The following is a 16,582-nucleotide window of genomic DNA, read 5'->3' on the forward strand; positions in this document are numbered from 1 at the left end:
ACTGTCCGCGGGGTAGACGCCGGGTGCTTGACCATCTCACCACCACAGCAGAACCACGACCGCTACGCGGCCGATCGCAGGCTGGCGCCAGCGGCTACGGTGCATACGGTGTAGCCGCTGCCGAGGAACGAGGCTGCGATCGACTGCGCAGCAGTCGCCGATAAGGTCAGTGAGTCGGGCAGCCTTGCGCCTTGACTATCCGCTGGGTAGACGCCGGGTACTTGATCAGCTTCTCAGCCGCCCGCGCCGGGCGCTTGACCAGCTCACCACCACAGTTGGGGCACTGGCCCTTGAGGGGCTGCTCGCTGCAGGCACGGCAAAAGGTGCATTCGAACGAGCAGATCAACGCATCCTTACTGTCGCCCGGTAGGTCACAGCCACAGCATTCGCAGTTGGGTCGCAATTCAAGCATGGTCAACACCTCAGGGTAGTATGCGTTCAGGGCCGATACAGGTGCGCATGGCTGGCACGGTACAACGCTGATTCGGAAAAACTGTCACTGGCCAGCACCCGGCCCACGAGGATCAGCGCAGTGCGTCGAAAGCCCTTGGCCTGCACCTGCGCGACAATTCCGTCCAGGGTGTCGAGCACCCAGTCCTGGTCTGGCCAGGTGGCGCGATGCACCACGGCAATCGGACAGTCACCACCGTAATGCGGACGCAGGGTTTCGACAATCCTCTCCAGGTGCTTGACCCCCAGGTGGATCGCCAGGGTACTGCGATGACGCGCCAGGTCAGCCAGTTGCTCGCCTTCGGGCATCGGTGATTTGTCGCCGAAACGGGTGAGGATCACGGTCTGGGCGATGTCCGGCAAGGTCAGCTCGCAGCCGAGCAGGGCAGCGCTGGCCGCCACTGCGGTGACGCCGGGGACGATCTCGTAGGGAATGCCCAGCGCGCGCAGGTGGCGAATCTGCTCGCCAATGGCGCCATACAGGCTTGGGTCGCCACTGTGTACCCGGGCCACATCACGGCCCAGGTCATGGGCGGCCTTGATCGCCTCGATGATTTGCCCCAGGTGCAGTTCGGCGCTGTTGATGACGGTCTGGGCGCTGTGTCCTTCGAGCACAGCGGCAGGCACCAGTGAGCCGGCATAGATGATCACCGGACAACGGTGGATCAGGCGTTGGCCCTTGACGGTAATCAGTTCGGGATCGCCGGGGCCGGCACCGATAAAGTAGACGGTCATGCACAGTCCTTGGGATAGAAAGGGAGAATTATCCGCCAATGCCGCCGGCGCTGGCCAATGCCAGGGTGGCATCGGCGTGCAGGGTGCGGGTGACCTGCAGGTGAGCGGGGCCGGCAACCTGTTCGGCCAGCGCCAGGGCGGCGCTTTCGGCCACGCCGTAGCAACCGCTATGGGCAAAGGCGACGTCCGAGCGGTGGCTCAAGCGCGGCTCGAAGGCCGACAGCTGCGCAGCCGAGAAAAACACAACGGGCACACCCAAGCGGCTGGCCAATTGAATCAGGCCCGGCTCGTCGCGCTTCAGATCAATACTGGCAAGGCCCGCGACTGCCGCCAGGGGCAGTCCGTGGGCCTTGAGGGTGTGTTCGAGCAGGTTGCCCAGCGTGTCGACCGGGCAACCTCGCCGGCAACCCAGGCCGACAAACAACTGCATGTCAGGCCTGCTTCGGGCGACGGAACAGCCAGGCGCTGATCAGGCCCAAGGCCAGCCAGAACGCGGCATTGGTCACCAGCGAGGCAACCTTGAACTCGGCTTCCAGCGCCTCGGGAGCGAGCATTTCGTGTACATCAGGCTGCGGCGCGCCAATCACGTGGGGCACTACCAGCAGTACCACGCCCAGGGCCTTGAACAGCCAGTTGTGGGCGAACACGATCAACCCGAGCCCCACGGCGGTGGCGGCAGCGGTACCCACCCACCAGGCCTGGCGCTGGGCCAGGTCGGCCGCGGCAGTACCGGGCAGTTCCGGCGGCAGCCCCAGGGTCGGGGCCAGGCAGAACACGGCAAAGCCACCCAGGCCCCAGAGGGCACCGGTGAGGGCGCTGTTGGGCGCGCGCAGGGTATAGAGCGCGGCCAGGATCAGGGCGAAGCCGACGGCCACCACCAGGTTGCCGCCGGTGGTCGACAGCACTCGCTGCCAGCCATCCTCGGGCGACCAGGCTTCACTGTCATGATGATGGTCGGCGGCGACACCGTGAGCATGCTCATGGGGCTCGACCGCCGGGGCTGCGCTTTCATAGGTTTCCGCCTGCAGAATCAGCGGCGCCACCCAGAAGCTTTGCAGCAGGGTCAGCAACAGGGCGGCCAGGAGGCCTGCAAACCCTGCAGTACTGGCAATACGCTTGATCATCGGTCGGCACTCAGTGGCAAGGGAAGGCGGCGCTGTGGCGGGTGTCGTGGGCGGCGTTGTGCACCGCTTCGATAGGCGAGAAACCGGCGAAGTAGACCAGGCACAGGCCCAGCAGCGAGGCACCGACAGCAACCAGCAGGCGCTGGCTCAGGGTTGAGGGGGTAACGGCGGAGTGACTGGCGGTACTGGTACGCATGGCGCTTTCCTCTTGGTGTTGTCGGCAACAGGCAAGCGCAAGAAACCCCTGCACGGCGTCCGTCCAGGGGTTGCAACAGCGCCCGCCCACCGCGGGTTTGTCAAATCGAGCCTGGGCCGGTCTCCGGGCTGGCGAGGGGCGGGCAGATTGCCGCGCCGAAGGCGTCACCTTCCCATGCCGAACTGCGGGCACAGTGGTTCTGACGCTTTCCTCGCTTACCGTTGCGGGGGCAGCACTGGACTTGTCCTACGTCGTGATCAACACGTGTATGACGCACCGGTTTCCCGTTTCACCCTGTAAAGGGCACCCAAACGAATCGCACTAGCAAATCACGCAACCACGCAAGCGTCAATTGTGACAGCAGTTGACCACTCACCGGGCACTGCGTAGCCTAGCCGCTTCGAGGTTCTTCGGCGTTGGCCGAAGCTAAGACGGGAACGCGGTTGAAGCCGCGGCTGCCCCCGCAACTGTAAGCATTGAACGGTTCGACACAGCCACTGCATCGCTGCGGGAAGGCGTCGTTCGACTGGCCGCCGGCCGGTGCAATGCAAGCCAGGAGACCTGCCTCGATCAGTTTCCGACATTAAACCGGGCGGGGTGATCCGGTGGCGAACGCGCCCGGGCAGTGCTGCCTGTGGTTCTCGTCCTGCATGCCCGCCATTTGCTGCCAAGGGCATCGACATGAAAACACTGGCCAAACTCCCTGTCACCATCGTTACCGGCTTTCTCGGCTCGGGCAAAACCACGCTGCTGCGTCATATGCTCGACAACGCTCAGGGCCGACGCATTGCCGTGATCGTCAACGAGTTCGGCGAGCTGGGCATCGATGGCGAGATCCTCAAGCAGTGCAGCATCGGTTGCACCGAGGAAGAAGCCAGCGGCCGCGTGTATGAGCTGGCCAACGGCTGCCTGTGCTGCACCGTACAGGAAGAATTCTTCCCGGTGATGCGCGAGCTGGTAGCGCGCCGTGGCGACCTGGATCATATCCTCATCGAAACCAGCGGCCTGGCCCTGCCCAAGCCGCTGGTGCAAGCTTTCCAGTGGCCGGAAATCCGCAACGCCTGCACGGTCGATGCGGTGATTACGGTGGTCGACAGTCCGGCCGTGGCCGCTGGCACCTTCGCCGCCTTCCCGGAGCAAGTCGATGCCCAGCGCAAGCTGGACCCGAACCTGGATCACGAATCGCCGCTGCACGAACTGTTCGCCGACCAGTTGGCCAGTGCCGACCTGGTGGTACTGAACAAAGCTGACCTGATTGCCCCTGAAAACCTGGCCAAGGTACGCGCCGAGGTGCAGGAGGAGCTGCCGCCAGCGGTCAAGGTGATCGAAGCGAGCAGCGGTCGCTTGCCGCTTGAAGTGTTGCTGGGCCTGGGCGCCGAATCCGAAGCGCATATCGATGGCCGCCGCACCCACCACGATTCGCACCATGACGGCGACGACGACCACGACGATCATGACCACGACGCCTTCGACTCGATCTCCATTGAGCTGCCTGAAGCCGACGAAAGCCTGCTGCTCGATGCCCTGACCCAACTCGTAGTCCAGCACGGCATCCTGCGGGTCAAGGGCTTTGCGGCAATTCCCGGCAAGCCGATGCGCTTGCTGATCCAAGGCGTGGGCACCCGCTTCGACAAACACTTCGACCGCGCCTGGCGCAGCGAAGAACCGCGCACCACGCGGCTGGTGCTGATTGGCCAGGCACTTGACGCCACTCAACTGGAAGCGCGCCTGCGCGCCGCCCTGGGCGCTTGATCCATGCACCTGCTGCGGACCCAGCCCGGTGGCTTCGTGCCGGACGACAGTATTGCCGACCTGGGCCAGACCCCGGCCGAGCTCGTCATTCTCTGCAGCGGTGATTCGCACCTGGCATTGCTGGCCGAAACCGCCCAGCAATTGCCCGAGGATTTTCCCAGCCTGCGCCTGGCCAACCCCATGCAGGTGCAGAACCATGCCTCGGTCGACCTGTATGTGGACGAGGTGTTGCGCCATGCCAAGGTCATTCTGGTGTCGCTGCACGGCGGTGTCGGTTACTGGCGTTATGGCGTTGAGCAGTTGCTGGAGCTGGCCGCACGCGGCGTTCAGCTGATTTTGGTGCCGGGCGACGACCGCCCGGACCCGCAGCTCAGCAGCCTGAGCACGGTGAGCGCCGCCCAGGCCGAACGGCTTTGGCACTACCTGCGCCAGGGTGGCAAGGCCAACGCCTTGAACCTGTTCAAATGCCTGGCCAGCCTCTGGCTGCACCGCGATTACCCCTGGAGCGAGCCACAGCAACTGCCGCGCACGGCGCTGTATCACCCGCACAAGGTGGCCGCGCAACTACAGGACTGGTATGCCGACTGGCAGGTGATGCAGCCGGTGGTGCCGATCCTGTTCTACCGCTCACACCTGCAGGCAGCCAATACCGCGTTTATCGACACCTTCTGCGAACGCTTGCAACTGGCTGGTCTCAACCCTATGCCGATAGCCGTGGCCAGCCTCAAGGAAGCCGGCTGCCTGGTCCAGGTCGAGGACTGGCTGGATGAAGTCGAGGCGGCGTTGATCATCAACACCACAGGCTTTGCCCAGTCCAGCCCCGAGCAGCCGCACCTGCGGCCGTTTCGTCGCGACATTCCGGTGTTGCAGGCCATCTGCGCCCAGGACAACGAACCGGGCTGGGAGGCCAGCGAGCAAGGCCTTGGGGCGAGGGACCTGGCAATGCACATCGTGCTGCCGGAACTGGACGGGCGGATCATTACCCGGCCAATCAGTTTCAAGGACCTGGCCTGGCGCAGCGAGCGCAGCCAGACGGATGTGGTCTGCTATCGCCCCCATGCCGAGCGCATGGATTTTGTTGCCGAGCTTGCGCGCCGCTGGTGTGTACTGGCGCAGTTGCCCAACCCGGACAAGCGCGTGGCGCTGATCCTGGCCAACTATCCGACCCGCGATGGACGCATCGGCAACGGTGTGGGCCTGGACACTCCGGCCGCAGCGCTGAATATCCTGCGAGCCCTGAAGGATCAGGGTTATCCGCTTGACGAGCTGCCCGCCAGCGGCACTGCGCTGATTCAGGCGTTGCTGGGCGGCGTGAGCAACGACCTGGACAGCCTCGACCAGCGTCCCTGCTTGCAAAGCATGGCGATGGAGGACTACCTGGCAGCCTTTGCCCAATTGCCCCAGGCCAATCAGGACGCGGTGCGCGAGCGGTGGGGCGAACCGCAGCAGGACCCGATGTGCCGCAATGGCCGGATGATGGTCGCCGGCCTGCGCTTTGGCCTGACTTTCGTCGGCATTCAGCCGGCCCGGGGGTACCAACTGGACCAGAGTGCGGTGTACCACGACCCCGACCTGGTACCGCCCCACGGCTATCTGGCGTTCTACTTCTGGTTGCGCCACGGCTATGGCGCGGATGCGCTGATCCATGTCGGCAAGCACGGCAACCTGGAGTGGCTGCCGGGCAAGGGCGTGGGCCTGTCGGCCAACTGTTGGCCGGACGCCTTGCTCGGGCCGTTGCCCAACATCTATCCCTTCATCGTCAACGACCCGGGCGAGGGTGCCCAGGCCAAGCGCCGTACCCAGGCGGTCATCATCGACCACCTGATGCCGCCGTTGACCCGCGCCGAAACCTACGGCCCGCTGCGTCACCTGGAGGCGCTGGCCGACGAATACTACGAAGCCCAGCTGCTTGACCCGCGCCGCGCCCGTGAACTGCAGCGCGATATCCTCGCGCTGGTGCGCGACAACCACATTGACCGAGAGCTACAGCTCGAAGGTGCGCTGGACGACGCAGCCATCTGGTTACCGCGGCTGGACACCTATCTTTGTGACCTGAAGGAGTCGCAGATCCGCGATGGCCTGCATGTTTTTGGCGAGTCGCCCACCGGGCGCTTGCGCACCGATACCTTGCTGGCCCTGCTGCGGGTAGCCCGCGGTGACGGGCGTGGAGCCAACGCCAGTCTGCTGCGGGCGCTGGCCAAGGCACTGGCGCTGGGATTCGACCCGCTCGATTGCGACCTGGGACAACCCTGGAACGGGCCGCGCCCGGCGCTGTTGCAAGAGATTGATGCCGGCCTGTGGCGAACGGCTGGGGACACGCGCGAGCGTCTTGAAGCGTTGGCGGGCCGCTTGATCGGCGATAGCCTGGGCGGCCATGCGCACATTCCCCAGGACGCGCAATGGTGCGATGTGCAGGCTGTGTTGCAGGGGCTGGTCGAGGTGGTCGCGCCGCAGCTGGATGCCTGTGGCCCGGCTGAGCTGCATGGCCTGCTCGCCGCCCTGCAGGGCCGCTTCGTGCCTGCAGGCCCGAGCGGCGCGCCCAGCCGGGGACGCCTGGACGTGCTGCCCACCGGGCGCAACTTCTACACCGTCGATGTGCGCAACCTGCCGACCACCACGGCCTGGCGCATCGGCTTTGCCTCGGCCAACCTGATTCTGGAGCGCCACCTGCAAGACCACGGTGATCACTTGCGTCAACTGGGGCTGTCGGTGTGGGGCACGGCGACCATGCGCACCGGCGGCGATGACATCGCCCAGGCCATGGCCTTGCTCGGGGTACGCCCGGTGTGGGCCAGCGGCAGTCAACGGGTCGATGACTTCGAGATTTTGCCATTGAGCCTGCTCGATCGACCGCGGGTGGACGTGACGCTGCGGGTATCAGGTTTTTTCCGCGATGCGTTCGGCAGCCTGATCAACCTGTTCGATGCTGCCGTTCGTGCAGTCGCAGCGTTGGACGAGCCTGACGACCTCAACCCGTTGGCGGCCAGGGTGCGTACCGAGCGTGCCGAGTTGCTCGCTCAAGGCGTTGAGGCCGAGCAGGCCGCACGTCAGGCTGGGTGGCGCATCTTCGGCGCCAAACCCGGGGCTTATGGGGCCGGGGTGCAAAACGCCATTGACGGGCGCCTGTGGCAAAACCGTCAGGACCTGGCTGAGGTTTACCTCAATCATGGTGGCTACGCCTATGGCGCGGCGGACGACGGTACGCCGGCACGGGCCGACTTTGCCCGGCGCCTTGGCCAGGTCCAGGCAGTGATCCAGAACCAGGACAACCACGAGCATGACCTGCTCGACTCCAATGACTACTACCAGTTCCAGGGCGGCATGCTGGCAGCCGTGGAAAGCCTGGGCGGCGCGCCGGTCGCCAGCTACCACGGCGACCACAGCCAGCCGGACCGTCCGCGCATCCGTACCCTGAAGGAAGAGCTCAACCGGGTGATCCGTGCCCGGGCGCTGAATCCCAAGTGGATCGCCGGGGTCAAGCGCCATGGCTACAAAGGAGCGTTCGAACTGGCGGCCACGGTCGACAACCTGTTCGCCTTCGATGCCACCACGCACTTGATCGACGACCATCATTATCAGTCGCTGGCCGATGCCTATGTGCTCGACGCCCCGACCCGCGACTTTATCCGCCAACACAACCCCGAGGCTTTACGCGATATCACCGAACGCCTGCTCGAAGCGCAACAACGTGGCTTGTGGCAGGCGCCGGGTGCTTACCGCGAGGCCCTGGAAGAGCAATTGCTCGATGGCGAAGAAGAGACTTGAGATGACTGAACCTGCACACTTCCCGCTGTCTGCCGTGGTCGGCGCCGATGAACTGAAACTGGCCCTGTGCCTGACCGCCATCGACCCGAAGATTGGCGGCGTGCTGATCGAAGGCCCCCGAGGCATGGCCAAAAGTACCCTGGCCCGGGGGCTTGCCGACCTGTTGGGCGATGGTCCGTTCGTGACCCTGCCGCTGGGCGCCAGCGAAGAGCGATTGGTGGGCACTCTGGACCTGGATGCGGCGCTGGGGCAGGGCAAGGCGCAATTCTCGCCGGGTGTGCTGGCCAAGGCCGACGGCGGTGTGCTCTATGTGGATGAGGTCAATCTGTTGGCCGATCACCTGGTGGACCTGCTGCTGGATGTGGCGGCCAGTGGCACCAACCGGGTCGAGCGCGACGGTATTTCCCACCGTCACAGCGCCCGCTTTGTGTTGATCGGCACCATGAACCCGGAAGAGGGCGAGTTGCGCCCGCAATTACTCGATCGCTTTGGCCTCAACGTGGCCCTGGACGGGCAACCGGCGCCTGAAGCACGTGGGCAGATTATTCGTCGGCGTCTGGATTTTGATGCCGACCCCGAAGGCTTCTGTGCCCAGTGGGCGCCCGCCCAGGCGCAGTTGCTAGAGCGTTGCCAAGGGGCGCGCGAACGACTGGCGCAGATTCCGCTGGATGACCAGGCCTTGGCGCACATCACCGAACGCTGCTTCGGCGCCGGCGTCGATGGTGTGCGGGCTGACCTGGTCTGGCTACGTGCGGCCAGGGCCCATGCCGCCTGGCGCGGTGCCTTGCACATCGAGGCAGAGGATATTGATGCAGTGGCCGAGTTCGCCTTGCGCCACCGTCGTCGTGAACGCGCCGCGCAGCAGATGTCTGCGCCCGAACCCCAGGGTCGACAGTCGTTCTCCGCTCAGCAAGGGCAAGGTGCCTGGGGCGACATGCCGCCACAAGCAACCTCCACCGGCGCGCGACGCGAGGTGCCGAACTGGGCAAAAAAGCCCTGAGCATCCGTCGGCCGCGCTCGGCGGATGCCAAACCCCGCCCAGGCAGCATCAAGCAAGGTTCCAGGGGGGCTGCCCGCGATGCTGCCCAGGGTACGGTCGCCTGGCCCGCCACCTTGCTCAAGGGACGACCGCGTCAACGCCTCGACCTGTGCTGGCAGCAGCGCAGGGCCAGTGCCCACGAGCTCTGGCTGGTCATCGTCGACGCCTCGGCCTCGACCCGCCGCTACCAGGCCCTGAGCCAGGCCAAGGGCTTGCTTGCCGGGTTCTTCGATCAGGCCTACCGGCAACGGGCGCGCTTGACCTTGCTCACGGCCAGCGGCAACACCCCTACCTGGCAGCGCCATGGCCTCAAGGCATCAGCGGCATTGCAGCCGTGGCTTGAAAACCTCGGCGCCGGTGGCGGTACGCCGTTGCTGGCAGCCTTGGAACAGGCACGTCATTGGCTGCAGGCCCGACAGCGTCAGTTTCCGGCCGAACAACAACGTTGCCTGGTGCTGACCGACGGCCGGCTCAAGGCCTGGGACCCGGTGGCGCCACTGCCGTGCCCAAGTTTGCTGGTGGATATGGAGCGCGCAGCGGTACGCCTGGGGCGTGCGCGTATATTGGCGCAGCAATTAAATGCCGACTACCAGGCGATAGATAGTTTCAAGGTGATTGAATAATAAAGGCGCGTACGGATCGCTACGGAAAACAGTGCGGCAACGTGTCGCACTATAAAGAACGGGCAACTAGAAAGTTGCCCGATGTGTACGGTGCAACGTTACTTTGGCATTGACCAGGGTTGCAGGTCGTAGCCTTTTTCACTCAGTTCGGCACGCACTTCTTCGATCAGGTGCGCGAGTTGCGCAGGGTCGGTATAGGTGCTGCTGGGCACCTGTTTGCTACCGATACGGGTGCTGGTCCGGTCGATCACTGCCAGGCTCAGTTCGCCAGTACCGTTAGGCGAATCCCAGGCTACACACTGGAAGGGCTCGAAGGCGTGGTCGGCAATCAGCAGTGCTTCGTTGACACGGAGCGGGGCATTCATGGGTTCGGTCTCTCTGTGGGCCCAAACAAAAAATAAAGTACCGTGCGTTGTGCAGCGGTGAGTTACTTGTACTGATGCACGCAGTACCGGGTGGAGTCACATGCAGGTTTATAATTTTTTTGTTTTCGACAAAAAAGTTGTAACAGGCGTCCACTCTGACGTTGAAAGTTGACGAAAATTCCCCGCCGTCAATTTATCGTCCCTGCTTTGCAGACAGACGGTAGTGGGCGTCTGACGCATCGTTGCTACTGTTACAAACGGGCCTGCCAACGTGCTGTTTCTATTTAAAATTCCAACATTTGGCGCCAAGGAAAGGTCATGCTCGAACCTTCGTCCAACCGCCGTTTGCTGATCGTCGATCCCTGCGATGATTGTCACCGTTTGTTACCTGGGCTGCGTAATGTCGGCTGGGACGTGTACAGCTGTACTTTGTCCTCGGCCCAGGAATATCCCTGCGACGTCGGCTTGTTGCGTTTGCAGGCCTCGCACCTGCAGCACCCCGATGCGGTGAAAGACCTCATCAGCCGCAGCAACACCGAATGGATTGCCGTTCTCAGCCCTGATGAGTTGCGCACCCAGAACGTCGGCGACTTCGTGTGCGAATGGTTTTTCGACTTTCACACCTTGCCCTTCGATGTCTCCCGGGTGCAGGTCACTATTGGCCGGGCCTTCGGCATGGCACGCCTGCGCGGCAAGGGCAATGTCCATGTCGATGGCACCGAGCATGAATTGCTGGGGGACAGCCGGCCGATCCGCGAACTGCGCAAGTTGCTCAGCAAGCTGGCGCCCACCGAGTCGCCGGTGCTGATTCGCGGGGAGAGCGGTACCGGCAAGGAGCTGGTGGCGCGCACGTTGCATCGCCAATCCCAGCGCCGCGACAAGCCCTTCGTGCCGATCAACTGCGGCGCCATTCCCGAACACCTGATCCAGTCCGAACTGTTCGGCCATGAGAAAGGCGCGTTTACCGGCGCTCATCAACGCAAGATCGGGCGTATCGAAGCCGCCCATGGCGGTACCTTGTTTCTCGATGAAATCGGCGACCTGCCGCTGGAGCTGCAAGCCAATCTGCTGCGGTTTCTACAGGAAAAGCACATCGAGCGTGTCGGTGGCAGCCAGCCGATCGACGTGGATGTGCGGGTCCTGGCGGCCACCCACGTCGATCTGGAAAAGGCCATCGAGAGCGGGCGCTTTCGCGAAGACCTCTATTACCGGCTCAATGTGCTGCAAGTGGTCACTGCGCCCCTGCGTGACCGGCATGGCGACTTGTCGATGCTGGCCAGCCATTTCTCCCATTTCTACAGCCTGGAAACCGGGCGGCGCCCGCGCAGCTTCAGTGAAGACGCCCTGGTAGCGATGGGCAAGCACGACTGGCCGGGCAATGTACGTGAACTGGCCAACCGGGTCAGGCGTGGCCTGGTCCTGGCCGAAGGGCGGCAGATCGAGGCCCAGGACTTGGGATTGGCGACCCAGCATGCGTTCGCAGCCAGCATGGGTACCCTCGAAGACTACAAGCACCGGGCCGAACGCCAGGCGTTGTGCGATGTACTCAACCGGCACAGCGACAATTTGAGTATTGCTGCCAAGGTGCTGGGCATCTCACGGCCGACCTTCTACCGGTTGCTGCACAAGCATCAGATCCGTTGAACTGCGCTCGCGGGGCTAGCCCGTGCCTACGGTAGGAGCGGGCTTGCCCCGCGAAGGATTCAATGAAAAGCCCGCCGAAGCGGGCTTTTTCGTGGGCGCGAGGCTCAGAAGTAGTATGGGAATTTCAAGCTGAAAGAAAAGTCCGGCGAGTCGTCGGTAAGGCCGATGGAAAGGTTCGGCACGATGGTCAGGTTGTCGGTGGCGGCCAGCGTCATGCCGATGTTGAAGTTCGCCGCGTTGTAGTCGCTGCTGGGGACCGATTGCCAGTCGCCGCCATCGGGTTTGATCTTGCTCTTGCTGGAGAACTGGTCGGTGAACGAGAACGACATACTCATCTTCTCGTTCAAGGCAAACGCAATACCGGCACCAATCTGCCAGGAGTCGCCGAGTTTCACGTCGCCTGGGACTTTGGTGTTGATCGTGGGGCTGATGTCGCTGAACGAATCCTCCATGTTGTAGGTGTAGGACAGGCTGCCGAAGAGCACGGCGGGGTCAAAGGTCTTGACCAGCGAGATACCCGGAGTGATCGCCCAGACGCCGTTGCCGGTCGGGAGGTCTTCAGGTACCGAAAGGTTGTCGTTGGTGGGGTCGTTGACCAGTTTGATGCCGTAGGGATCATCACCAGTGGGTGCCTTGACCCGCAACGTGACCACGGCGTCAGGCAGGTTTTCCGATTCGTCGAGGAACTTGTAGGCCACACCGACGTTGACATCGCCGATGGTGGGGTCGCGCTTGACGGTTGCGTCAGATGACACCGGCCCCGCGCCGCCTGCGCCGCCAGACGAGTAGGTGGACTCGCGGTAGATGACCGGCACGTTGATATCGAACTGCCAACGCTGGTCCAGGTTGTAGCGTGCGGTCAGGTCCAGGGTCCAGTTATCGGCCTTGATACGGTCGAGGTTGATGTTGCCAAGGAAGATCGAGTCCAGGGCCAGGAAGCCGTTGAGCACCAGGGCTCGGGTATCGTAGTGGGTGTAGGTCAGGCCGGTCTCGACGCTGAACTTGCCGCCACCGAAGAAGCCGCTGGCTTCGTCATAGAGGTTGGAAACGCTCTGTGCCGGCTCCGAATCTTCCTTGAGCGACTGGCCGTAGGAGCTGCCTGTGGTCCCGGGTGCGCCTGCAGCCACGGTCTGGCCACCCCGGGTGGGTTCGGCGGGGGATTTTGTCAGGCGTTTGGGCTGCGGCGTGACGGGTGTTTCTTCGACCTGGCGAACGCGCTGTTCAAGCACCATCAGCGCGTTCTGCTGTGCTTCGTAACGCTGTTTCAACTCCATCAGTTCTTGTTTTAGTGCCTCGACCTGGGGATCGGGTGCTGCGTGGAGCAATGTCGCTGGAGTCAGGCTACTTAAAACGACAATAGCTCTGAACGTTAACGATCGGTGCATGGGTTAGCCGTCCCTTCTGACTACATTTGATGAGACAGAGCGTAGATCAGAATCCGGGTGTGCGAAGGCCTTTGAGCTGGTCCAGGCTTCCGCTGAGCGCCCCGGCCGTCGGCACGTTCTCGCGTAGCACGACATTGAGGGAGGTCAGGTTGGTGACCCGGTTGCCAGCGCCGAGCAGGGTGGTGTTCTGCATCAGCCCGCCCTGGGCAAGCCGTTGCATGGCACTGCCCTGGTTGTTGTTGGCGACGATGTTCATTTGCACACCTGTGCCGCTTGAGGTAACGCTCATCGAACCTGCTTCGTTGGAGATGACCGCCGGTGTATTTGCGGCCAAGGCATTGCCCTGTGTTTGAATGGCCGGTGCTTCGTTGGCCTTGGTGACGTTGATATCGACGTTGTTGTAGGCGGTATTGTAGTCGCCGGCAGCCCGCACGACCTGGGTGACGCCTTCGGTGGTGCTCAGGCCAGCGCCACCGGTGACGGTACCGGTGCCGGGGTTGGGCGAGGTGACGGTGTTGGTGCTGGCGGTTTGTGGCTGTGCCGTGGTCGTGGTTTTTTCCTCGAAAGTCGACACGTAGAACTGTGGTTTGAGGGTCGCTTGCTGAACTTGTAGCGAGGCTTTTGCGCCGATCAAATCACCTTGGGCGTTTTGCCAGGTGGTGCTCATGACCACGCCAAAGCTGATGATCCGTCCAGGCATCACATAGCGGCCCCGCAGGTTCGCCAGTTCCTGGTCTTTCAATTCGATGGGTTTGAGTATCTGTGCCTGGCTTGGCAGGCTGGCGGCCATGCACAGCACGGCGACCCAGATTGAAGTTTTCATTGGATACTCCCGGAGCCTCATGCTCCCTTGTCATTAGAAGAAGTCGCTTTGGATGAATCCGAAATCCATCAACTCTGCGTCTTGCACCGGGGTAAAGGCGTTGACACGGTTCTTGGCAGTCAGCGGCAGCGGTGGGTCGAGCAAGGCATTGGTCTTGTCGTAACCCTTGCCGATGACGGCGAAAATGATGCCGTTCCAGCCTTTGACAAAATCATCGATCTTGTAGCGTTTGTGGCCCAACACCGGATCACCGATGTACACCCATTCCTTGTCGACTTTCTGCATGACGACAAAGTGCTTGTAGCCACGGATGTCCAGCAGGACCACGGTGGGAATGCGAATACTGTGCAAGGTTTCGGGTTGGACCCGGTAGCCGCGGGCACGCATGCCCAGGCTTTCCACGTACTTCTTCATGTCGAGCATGGAGAAGCCCTGGACGCGCACCAGATCCTGATCGGCATGTGCAAGCATGCCCTCGATGATCTGCGCTTCATCCACATCCAGCCAGTAGGCCTGGCGCAAAATGGTCGCCAGCGACGCTGCACCACAACTGAAATCGGTTTTCTGTTGCACCAGGTCGGCAAATTTACGTTCGCGTACGCTCTGGATGGGCTTGTACACCACCGCGCCACCCGGCAACAGCACGGTCAGTGGCATCTGGGCTGCTTCGCCCTGGCTGGCCAGGCAAAGCAGAAACGCCAAAGCGATGTTGCGCATGATCGTACGCCTCCCTGGTTGTCGTGAAAAAGGCCCCCCGAAGGGGGCCTCCAAGCCACAGCGTTTACATCGAGGTGTTGGAGATGGCCAGCGAGTTGCTCTGCTGGTTGCCGACACCGGCTGCCACGTTCACGCCCAGGTTGCCGCTGCCGCCGTTGACCGAGCCACTGAGGGTTGCGGTGTTGGTGACAGGGTTGGCCCAGCCGGTTGGAGTCAAGATCTGGAAGGAGACAGTATTGCTCATTTCATATGCATTGGCCTCCCCGTAGAGCTTGGTCACGTCAAGCGAGGATTCGGACTCTTTGCTGCCCGATTTTTCGTACGAAGACGAGGACTTTTTGTCGAACGAAGCATCGAACGATTTTTCAAACGCCGATTTTGCCTTCGCGTCGAGCGATGCGTTCAGATTGCCCTCCACGGAGTTGGTGGTGCTGCTGTCGTGCCAGCCGTGTTCGTGAGACACAGTGTGGGACGCGTCAAACCCGGCTTCCAGAGAAACGCTCAAAGACGCTTTCTGCGAGCCGCTGGCGTCGAATCCAACCGAGCCACTCGACTTGTTGCTCTGCTTGCCAGCCGCTTCCCAGCTCGAAGACGAGCTCGTATCGACGCTCAGTGCAGACCCCTTCAGAGAAGAGGACGAGCCACTGGCCGACTTGGTCAACGTAATCGTATCCAGGCGATAGGTGCGATCGGCGTTGTTGTTCACCACCAGGCCAGGACCATCCTGATCGGCGGAGGCGGTTGCGGTTGCGTTGCCGAGTGGGGCGTTGGAGTTGGCAATTGCCATGGTGTTTTTCTGCTGGTTCAGGTCGCCGCCAGCAATGTTGATCCCCATGTTGCCGCTGCCATTGTTGGCCGAGGCGCTCAGCACAGCAGAAGCTTGGCTGCCGTAGTTGTCGACTTTGTTGTTGTTGCTGTATTGCTTGACTTTGGCTTCAGCGTTGGCCATGCCGAACACGAAGCTGTTGTCGAGTTCGGATTCTGCGCCAGCGTTAGCAATGGCAGCGGCGTTGTCTTGTTGGTTGCCAGCACCTGCCGCCACGTTGACACCCACGTTACCGCTGGTACCGGTGGCGGAGCTGCTCATCTCAGCTTCGTTGATGGTGCCTTCGTTGCGGATTTTGTTGTTGGTGCTGCTTTGCTTGTCCCACGCATTGGCGGTCGCATAGACCGGGACTTTGGTTGGAGGCGGGGTGTGGGGGTTGTGGTTATTGTTGTTGTGGTGATGGTTATTGTTGTTGTGATTGTTGTTGTTATTGCCTTGCCCTGCTTGTACAGCAACAGCCATGACCGCAGCAATTGCGAAAACCAGAGGCTTGAGTGCCATCGAAGGTTTCATGGTGATTCTCCGTACTTTATTTTAGGTTAAGTGTTGTTGCTTACCTTTGGGTCAATCCGCGACCCGGACGTTGAGGGTGTTGGCCATTCGGTTCCCCACCCCTGCGCTCTGATTCAACTGAATGACTCCACGGCTACCGGTGAAGGCCTGGTCACTGGTAGTGACCTGGCGATAGCCGGGTGCTGAGTCAGTTGGATCGGAGTTGTTGAGCAGCGCCACGTTCTGTTGCATGAGGACGCTGTCGTCGATGTTCTGCGGTTGATTGCTGATGCTGATCCGCAGTGCGTTGGCTTGCTGGGTGGCAGCGCCCGCGCTCTGGTTGACGCCCAGGGCGCCGCTGCCGTTGCTGAAGGAGTCACCCTGGATGCTGGCCCCGGCATCCATCGCCGGGCTCACCTGGGTGCGCAGGCGTTGACGGATCTCGGTGGTCGCGCTGGCGTTGTGGCCAGTGGCGAAGGCCCGGGCGTTGGCCTGCTGCTGCAGGTCGCCAGCCGCCTGATTGACTGTGAGGTTGCCCTGGTATTGCATGCCGGTATTGTCGATCTCGGCGGTGTTGGTCACAGGGGGTTGGGCGAAGGCCGATGCACTGCAGAACGAGGCCAGAATCAGCAGCGTATGCTTCATC

General features: G+C 62.4%; 16 protein-coding genes and 2 riboswitches. Of the genes, 5 read left to right on the forward strand and 11 right to left on the reverse strand.

Annotated elements, in window-relative coordinates; genetic code table 11:
• Window positions 1–166: 166 nt before the first annotated feature.
• The 5 genes from ABVN19_RS08745 to ABVN19_RS08765 are packed head-to-tail and all read right to left on the reverse strand — an operon-like array spanning window position 167 to window position 2,505.
• Window positions 167–412 carry a DUF1272 domain-containing protein gene (locus tag ABVN19_RS08745; protein ID WP_028945124.1) on the reverse strand — a complete coding sequence of 82 codons (246 nt, stop codon included), beginning with the start codon at window positions 410–412 and terminating at the stop codon, window positions 167–169.
• Window positions 413–438: 26 nt separating this feature from the next.
• Window positions 439–1,185, reverse strand: coding sequence for a precorrin-4 C(11)-methyltransferase (gene cobM, locus ABVN19_RS08750; protein ID WP_105641330.1), 747 nt, complete (start codon window positions 1,183–1,185; stop codon window positions 439–441).
• A gap of 28 nt (window positions 1,186–1,213) precedes the next feature.
• Window positions 1,214–1,615, reverse strand: coding sequence for a cobalamin biosynthesis protein (locus tag ABVN19_RS08755; protein WP_028945126.1), 402 nt, complete (start codon window positions 1,613–1,615; stop codon window positions 1,214–1,216).
• Window position 1,616: 1 nt separating this feature from the next.
• On the reverse strand, window positions 1,617–2,309 hold the full coding sequence (locus ABVN19_RS08760; protein WP_028945127.1) for a CbtA family protein: 693 nt from the start codon (window positions 2,307–2,309) through the stop codon (window positions 1,617–1,619).
• Between the two features lie 10 nt (window positions 2,310–2,319).
• Window positions 2,320–2,505, reverse strand: a complete 186-nt coding sequence (locus ABVN19_RS08765) for a CbtB-domain containing protein (protein ID WP_028945128.1) — start codon at window positions 2,503–2,505, stop codon at window positions 2,320–2,322.
• A gap of 96 nt (window positions 2,506–2,601) precedes the next feature.
• Window positions 2,602–2,831, reverse strand: a riboswitch (cobalamin riboswitch).
• A 60-nt stretch (window positions 2,832–2,891) separates the two neighbouring features.
• Window positions 2,892–3,089: riboswitch (cobalamin riboswitch) on the forward strand.
• 97 nt (window positions 3,090–3,186) lie between these two features.
• Between ABVN19_RS08765 and cobW the strand changes: the two genes are divergently transcribed.
• From cobW to ABVN19_RS08785, 4 genes are read left to right on the forward strand one after another with little or no spacing between them, the layout of a single operon-like run.
• The gene (gene cobW, locus ABVN19_RS08770; RefSeq protein WP_028945129.1) at window positions 3,187–4,257 is read left to right on the forward strand and encodes a cobalamin biosynthesis protein CobW; all 1,071 of its coding nucleotides are present in this window, start codon (window positions 3,187–3,189) and stop codon (window positions 4,255–4,257) included.
• A 3-nt stretch (window positions 4,258–4,260) separates the two neighbouring features.
• Window positions 4,261–8,022 carry a cobaltochelatase subunit CobN gene (cobN, locus tag ABVN19_RS08775; RefSeq protein WP_105641329.1) on the forward strand — a complete coding sequence of 1,254 codons (3,762 nt, stop codon included), beginning with the start codon at window positions 4,261–4,263 and terminating at the stop codon, window positions 8,020–8,022.
• Between the two features lies 1 nt (window position 8,023).
• Window positions 8,024–9,022 (forward strand): AAA family ATPase, encoded by a 999-nt coding sequence (locus tag ABVN19_RS08780; RefSeq protein WP_105641328.1) that lies wholly within the window; start codon window positions 8,024–8,026, stop codon window positions 9,020–9,022.
• A 47-nt stretch (window positions 9,023–9,069) separates the two neighbouring features.
• Window positions 9,070–9,684 carry a VWA domain-containing protein gene (locus ABVN19_RS08785; RefSeq protein ID WP_256585787.1) on the forward strand — a complete coding sequence of 205 codons (615 nt, stop codon included), beginning with the start codon at window positions 9,070–9,072 and terminating at the stop codon, window positions 9,682–9,684.
• 98 nt (window positions 9,685–9,782) lie between these two features.
• On the opposite strand, the gene ABVN19_RS08790 is transcribed toward ABVN19_RS08785, so the two are convergent.
• Window positions 9,783–10,049 carry a hypothetical protein gene (locus tag ABVN19_RS08790; protein WP_028945133.1) on the reverse strand — a complete coding sequence of 89 codons (267 nt, stop codon included), beginning with the start codon at window positions 10,047–10,049 and terminating at the stop codon, window positions 9,783–9,785.
• 318 nt (window positions 10,050–10,367) lie between these two features.
• Here ABVN19_RS08790 and ABVN19_RS08795 point away from each other — a divergent pair, with 318 nt between their 5' ends.
• A complete protein-coding gene (locus tag ABVN19_RS08795) occupies window positions 10,368–11,693 on the forward strand; it encodes a sigma-54 dependent transcriptional regulator (protein WP_028945134.1) in 1,326 nt (441 codons plus the stop codon).
• A gap of 104 nt (window positions 11,694–11,797) precedes the next feature.
• Here the strand turns inward: ABVN19_RS08795 and ABVN19_RS08800 are convergent, their stop codons facing one another.
• The 5 genes from ABVN19_RS08800 to ABVN19_RS08820 all read right to left on the reverse strand — a co-directional run bounded on the left by ABVN19_RS08800 (window position 11,798) and on the right by ABVN19_RS08820 (window position 16,581).
• Window positions 11,798–13,078 (reverse strand): transporter, encoded by a 1,281-nt coding sequence (locus ABVN19_RS08800; RefSeq protein ID WP_028945135.1) that lies wholly within the window; start codon window positions 13,076–13,078, stop codon window positions 11,798–11,800.
• Between the two features lie 46 nt (window positions 13,079–13,124).
• Entirely contained in the window at window positions 13,125–13,901 is a 777-nt protein-coding gene (locus ABVN19_RS08805; protein WP_028945136.1) for a hypothetical protein, read from the reverse strand.
• Window positions 13,902–13,934: 33 nt separating this feature from the next.
• Window positions 13,935–14,618, reverse strand: a complete 684-nt coding sequence (locus ABVN19_RS08810) for a C39 family peptidase (RefSeq protein ID WP_028945137.1) — start codon at window positions 14,616–14,618, stop codon at window positions 13,935–13,937.
• Between the two features lie 64 nt (window positions 14,619–14,682).
• Complete coding sequence (locus ABVN19_RS08815) at window positions 14,683–15,957, reverse strand: heme utilization protein (RefSeq protein WP_105641326.1); 1,275 nt, start codon at window positions 15,955–15,957, stop codon at window positions 14,683–14,685.
• A gap of 51 nt (window positions 15,958–16,008) precedes the next feature.
• Window positions 16,009–16,581 (reverse strand): hypothetical protein, encoded by a 573-nt coding sequence (locus ABVN19_RS08820; RefSeq protein WP_028945139.1) that lies wholly within the window; start codon window positions 16,579–16,581, stop codon window positions 16,009–16,011.
• Window position 16,582: the final 1 nt, after the last annotated feature.

The sequence above is a fragment of the Pseudomonas vranovensis genome, from assembly GCF_040438935.1.
Classification (GTDB): Bacteria; Pseudomonadota; Gammaproteobacteria; order Pseudomonadales; family Pseudomonadaceae; genus Aquipseudomonas; species Aquipseudomonas vranovensis.

Coding starts and splice junctions, on each gene's coding strand:
- ABVN19_RS08745 (WP_028945124.1), bottom strand. CDS start 412: ATGCTTGAATTGCGACCCAACTGCGAATGCTGTGGCTGTGACCTACCG.
- cobM (WP_105641330.1), bottom strand. CDS start 1,185: ATGACCGTCTACTTTATCGGTGCCGGCCCCGGCGATCCCGAACTGATT.
- ABVN19_RS08755 (WP_028945126.1), bottom strand. CDS start 1,615: ATGCAGTTGTTTGTCGGCCTGGGTTGCCGGCGAGGTTGCCCGGTCGAC.
- ABVN19_RS08760 (WP_028945127.1), bottom strand. CDS start 2,309: ATGATCAAGCGTATTGCCAGTACTGCAGGGTTTGCAGGCCTCCTGGCC.
- ABVN19_RS08765 (WP_028945128.1), bottom strand. CDS start 2,505: ATGCGTACCAGTACCGCCAGTCACTCCGCCGTTACCCCCTCAACCCTG.
- cobW (WP_028945129.1), top strand. CDS start 3,187: ATGAAAACACTGGCCAAACTCCCTGTCACCATCGTTACCGGCTTTCTC.
- cobN (WP_105641329.1), top strand. CDS start 4,261: ATGCACCTGCTGCGGACCCAGCCCGGTGGCTTCGTGCCGGACGACAGT.
- ABVN19_RS08780 (WP_105641328.1), top strand. CDS start 8,024: ATGACTGAACCTGCACACTTCCCGCTGTCTGCCGTGGTCGGCGCCGAT.
- ABVN19_RS08790 (WP_028945133.1), bottom strand. CDS start 10,049: ATGAATGCCCCGCTCCGTGTCAACGAAGCACTGCTGATTGCCGACCAC.
- ABVN19_RS08795 (WP_028945134.1), top strand. CDS start 10,368: ATGCTCGAACCTTCGTCCAACCGCCGTTTGCTGATCGTCGATCCCTGC.
- ABVN19_RS08800 (WP_028945135.1), bottom strand. CDS start 13,078: ATGCACCGATCGTTAACGTTCAGAGCTATTGTCGTTTTAAGTAGCCTG.
- ABVN19_RS08805 (WP_028945136.1), bottom strand. CDS start 13,901: ATGAAAACTTCAATCTGGGTCGCCGTGCTGTGCATGGCCGCCAGCCTG.
- ABVN19_RS08810 (WP_028945137.1), bottom strand. CDS start 14,618: ATGCGCAACATCGCTTTGGCGTTTCTGCTTTGCCTGGCCAGCCAGGGC.
- ABVN19_RS08815 (WP_105641326.1), bottom strand. CDS start 15,957: ATGAAACCTTCGATGGCACTCAAGCCTCTGGTTTTCGCAATTGCTGCG.
- ABVN19_RS08820 (WP_028945139.1), bottom strand. CDS start 16,581: ATGAAGCATACGCTGCTGATTCTGGCCTCGTTCTGCAGTGCATCGGCC.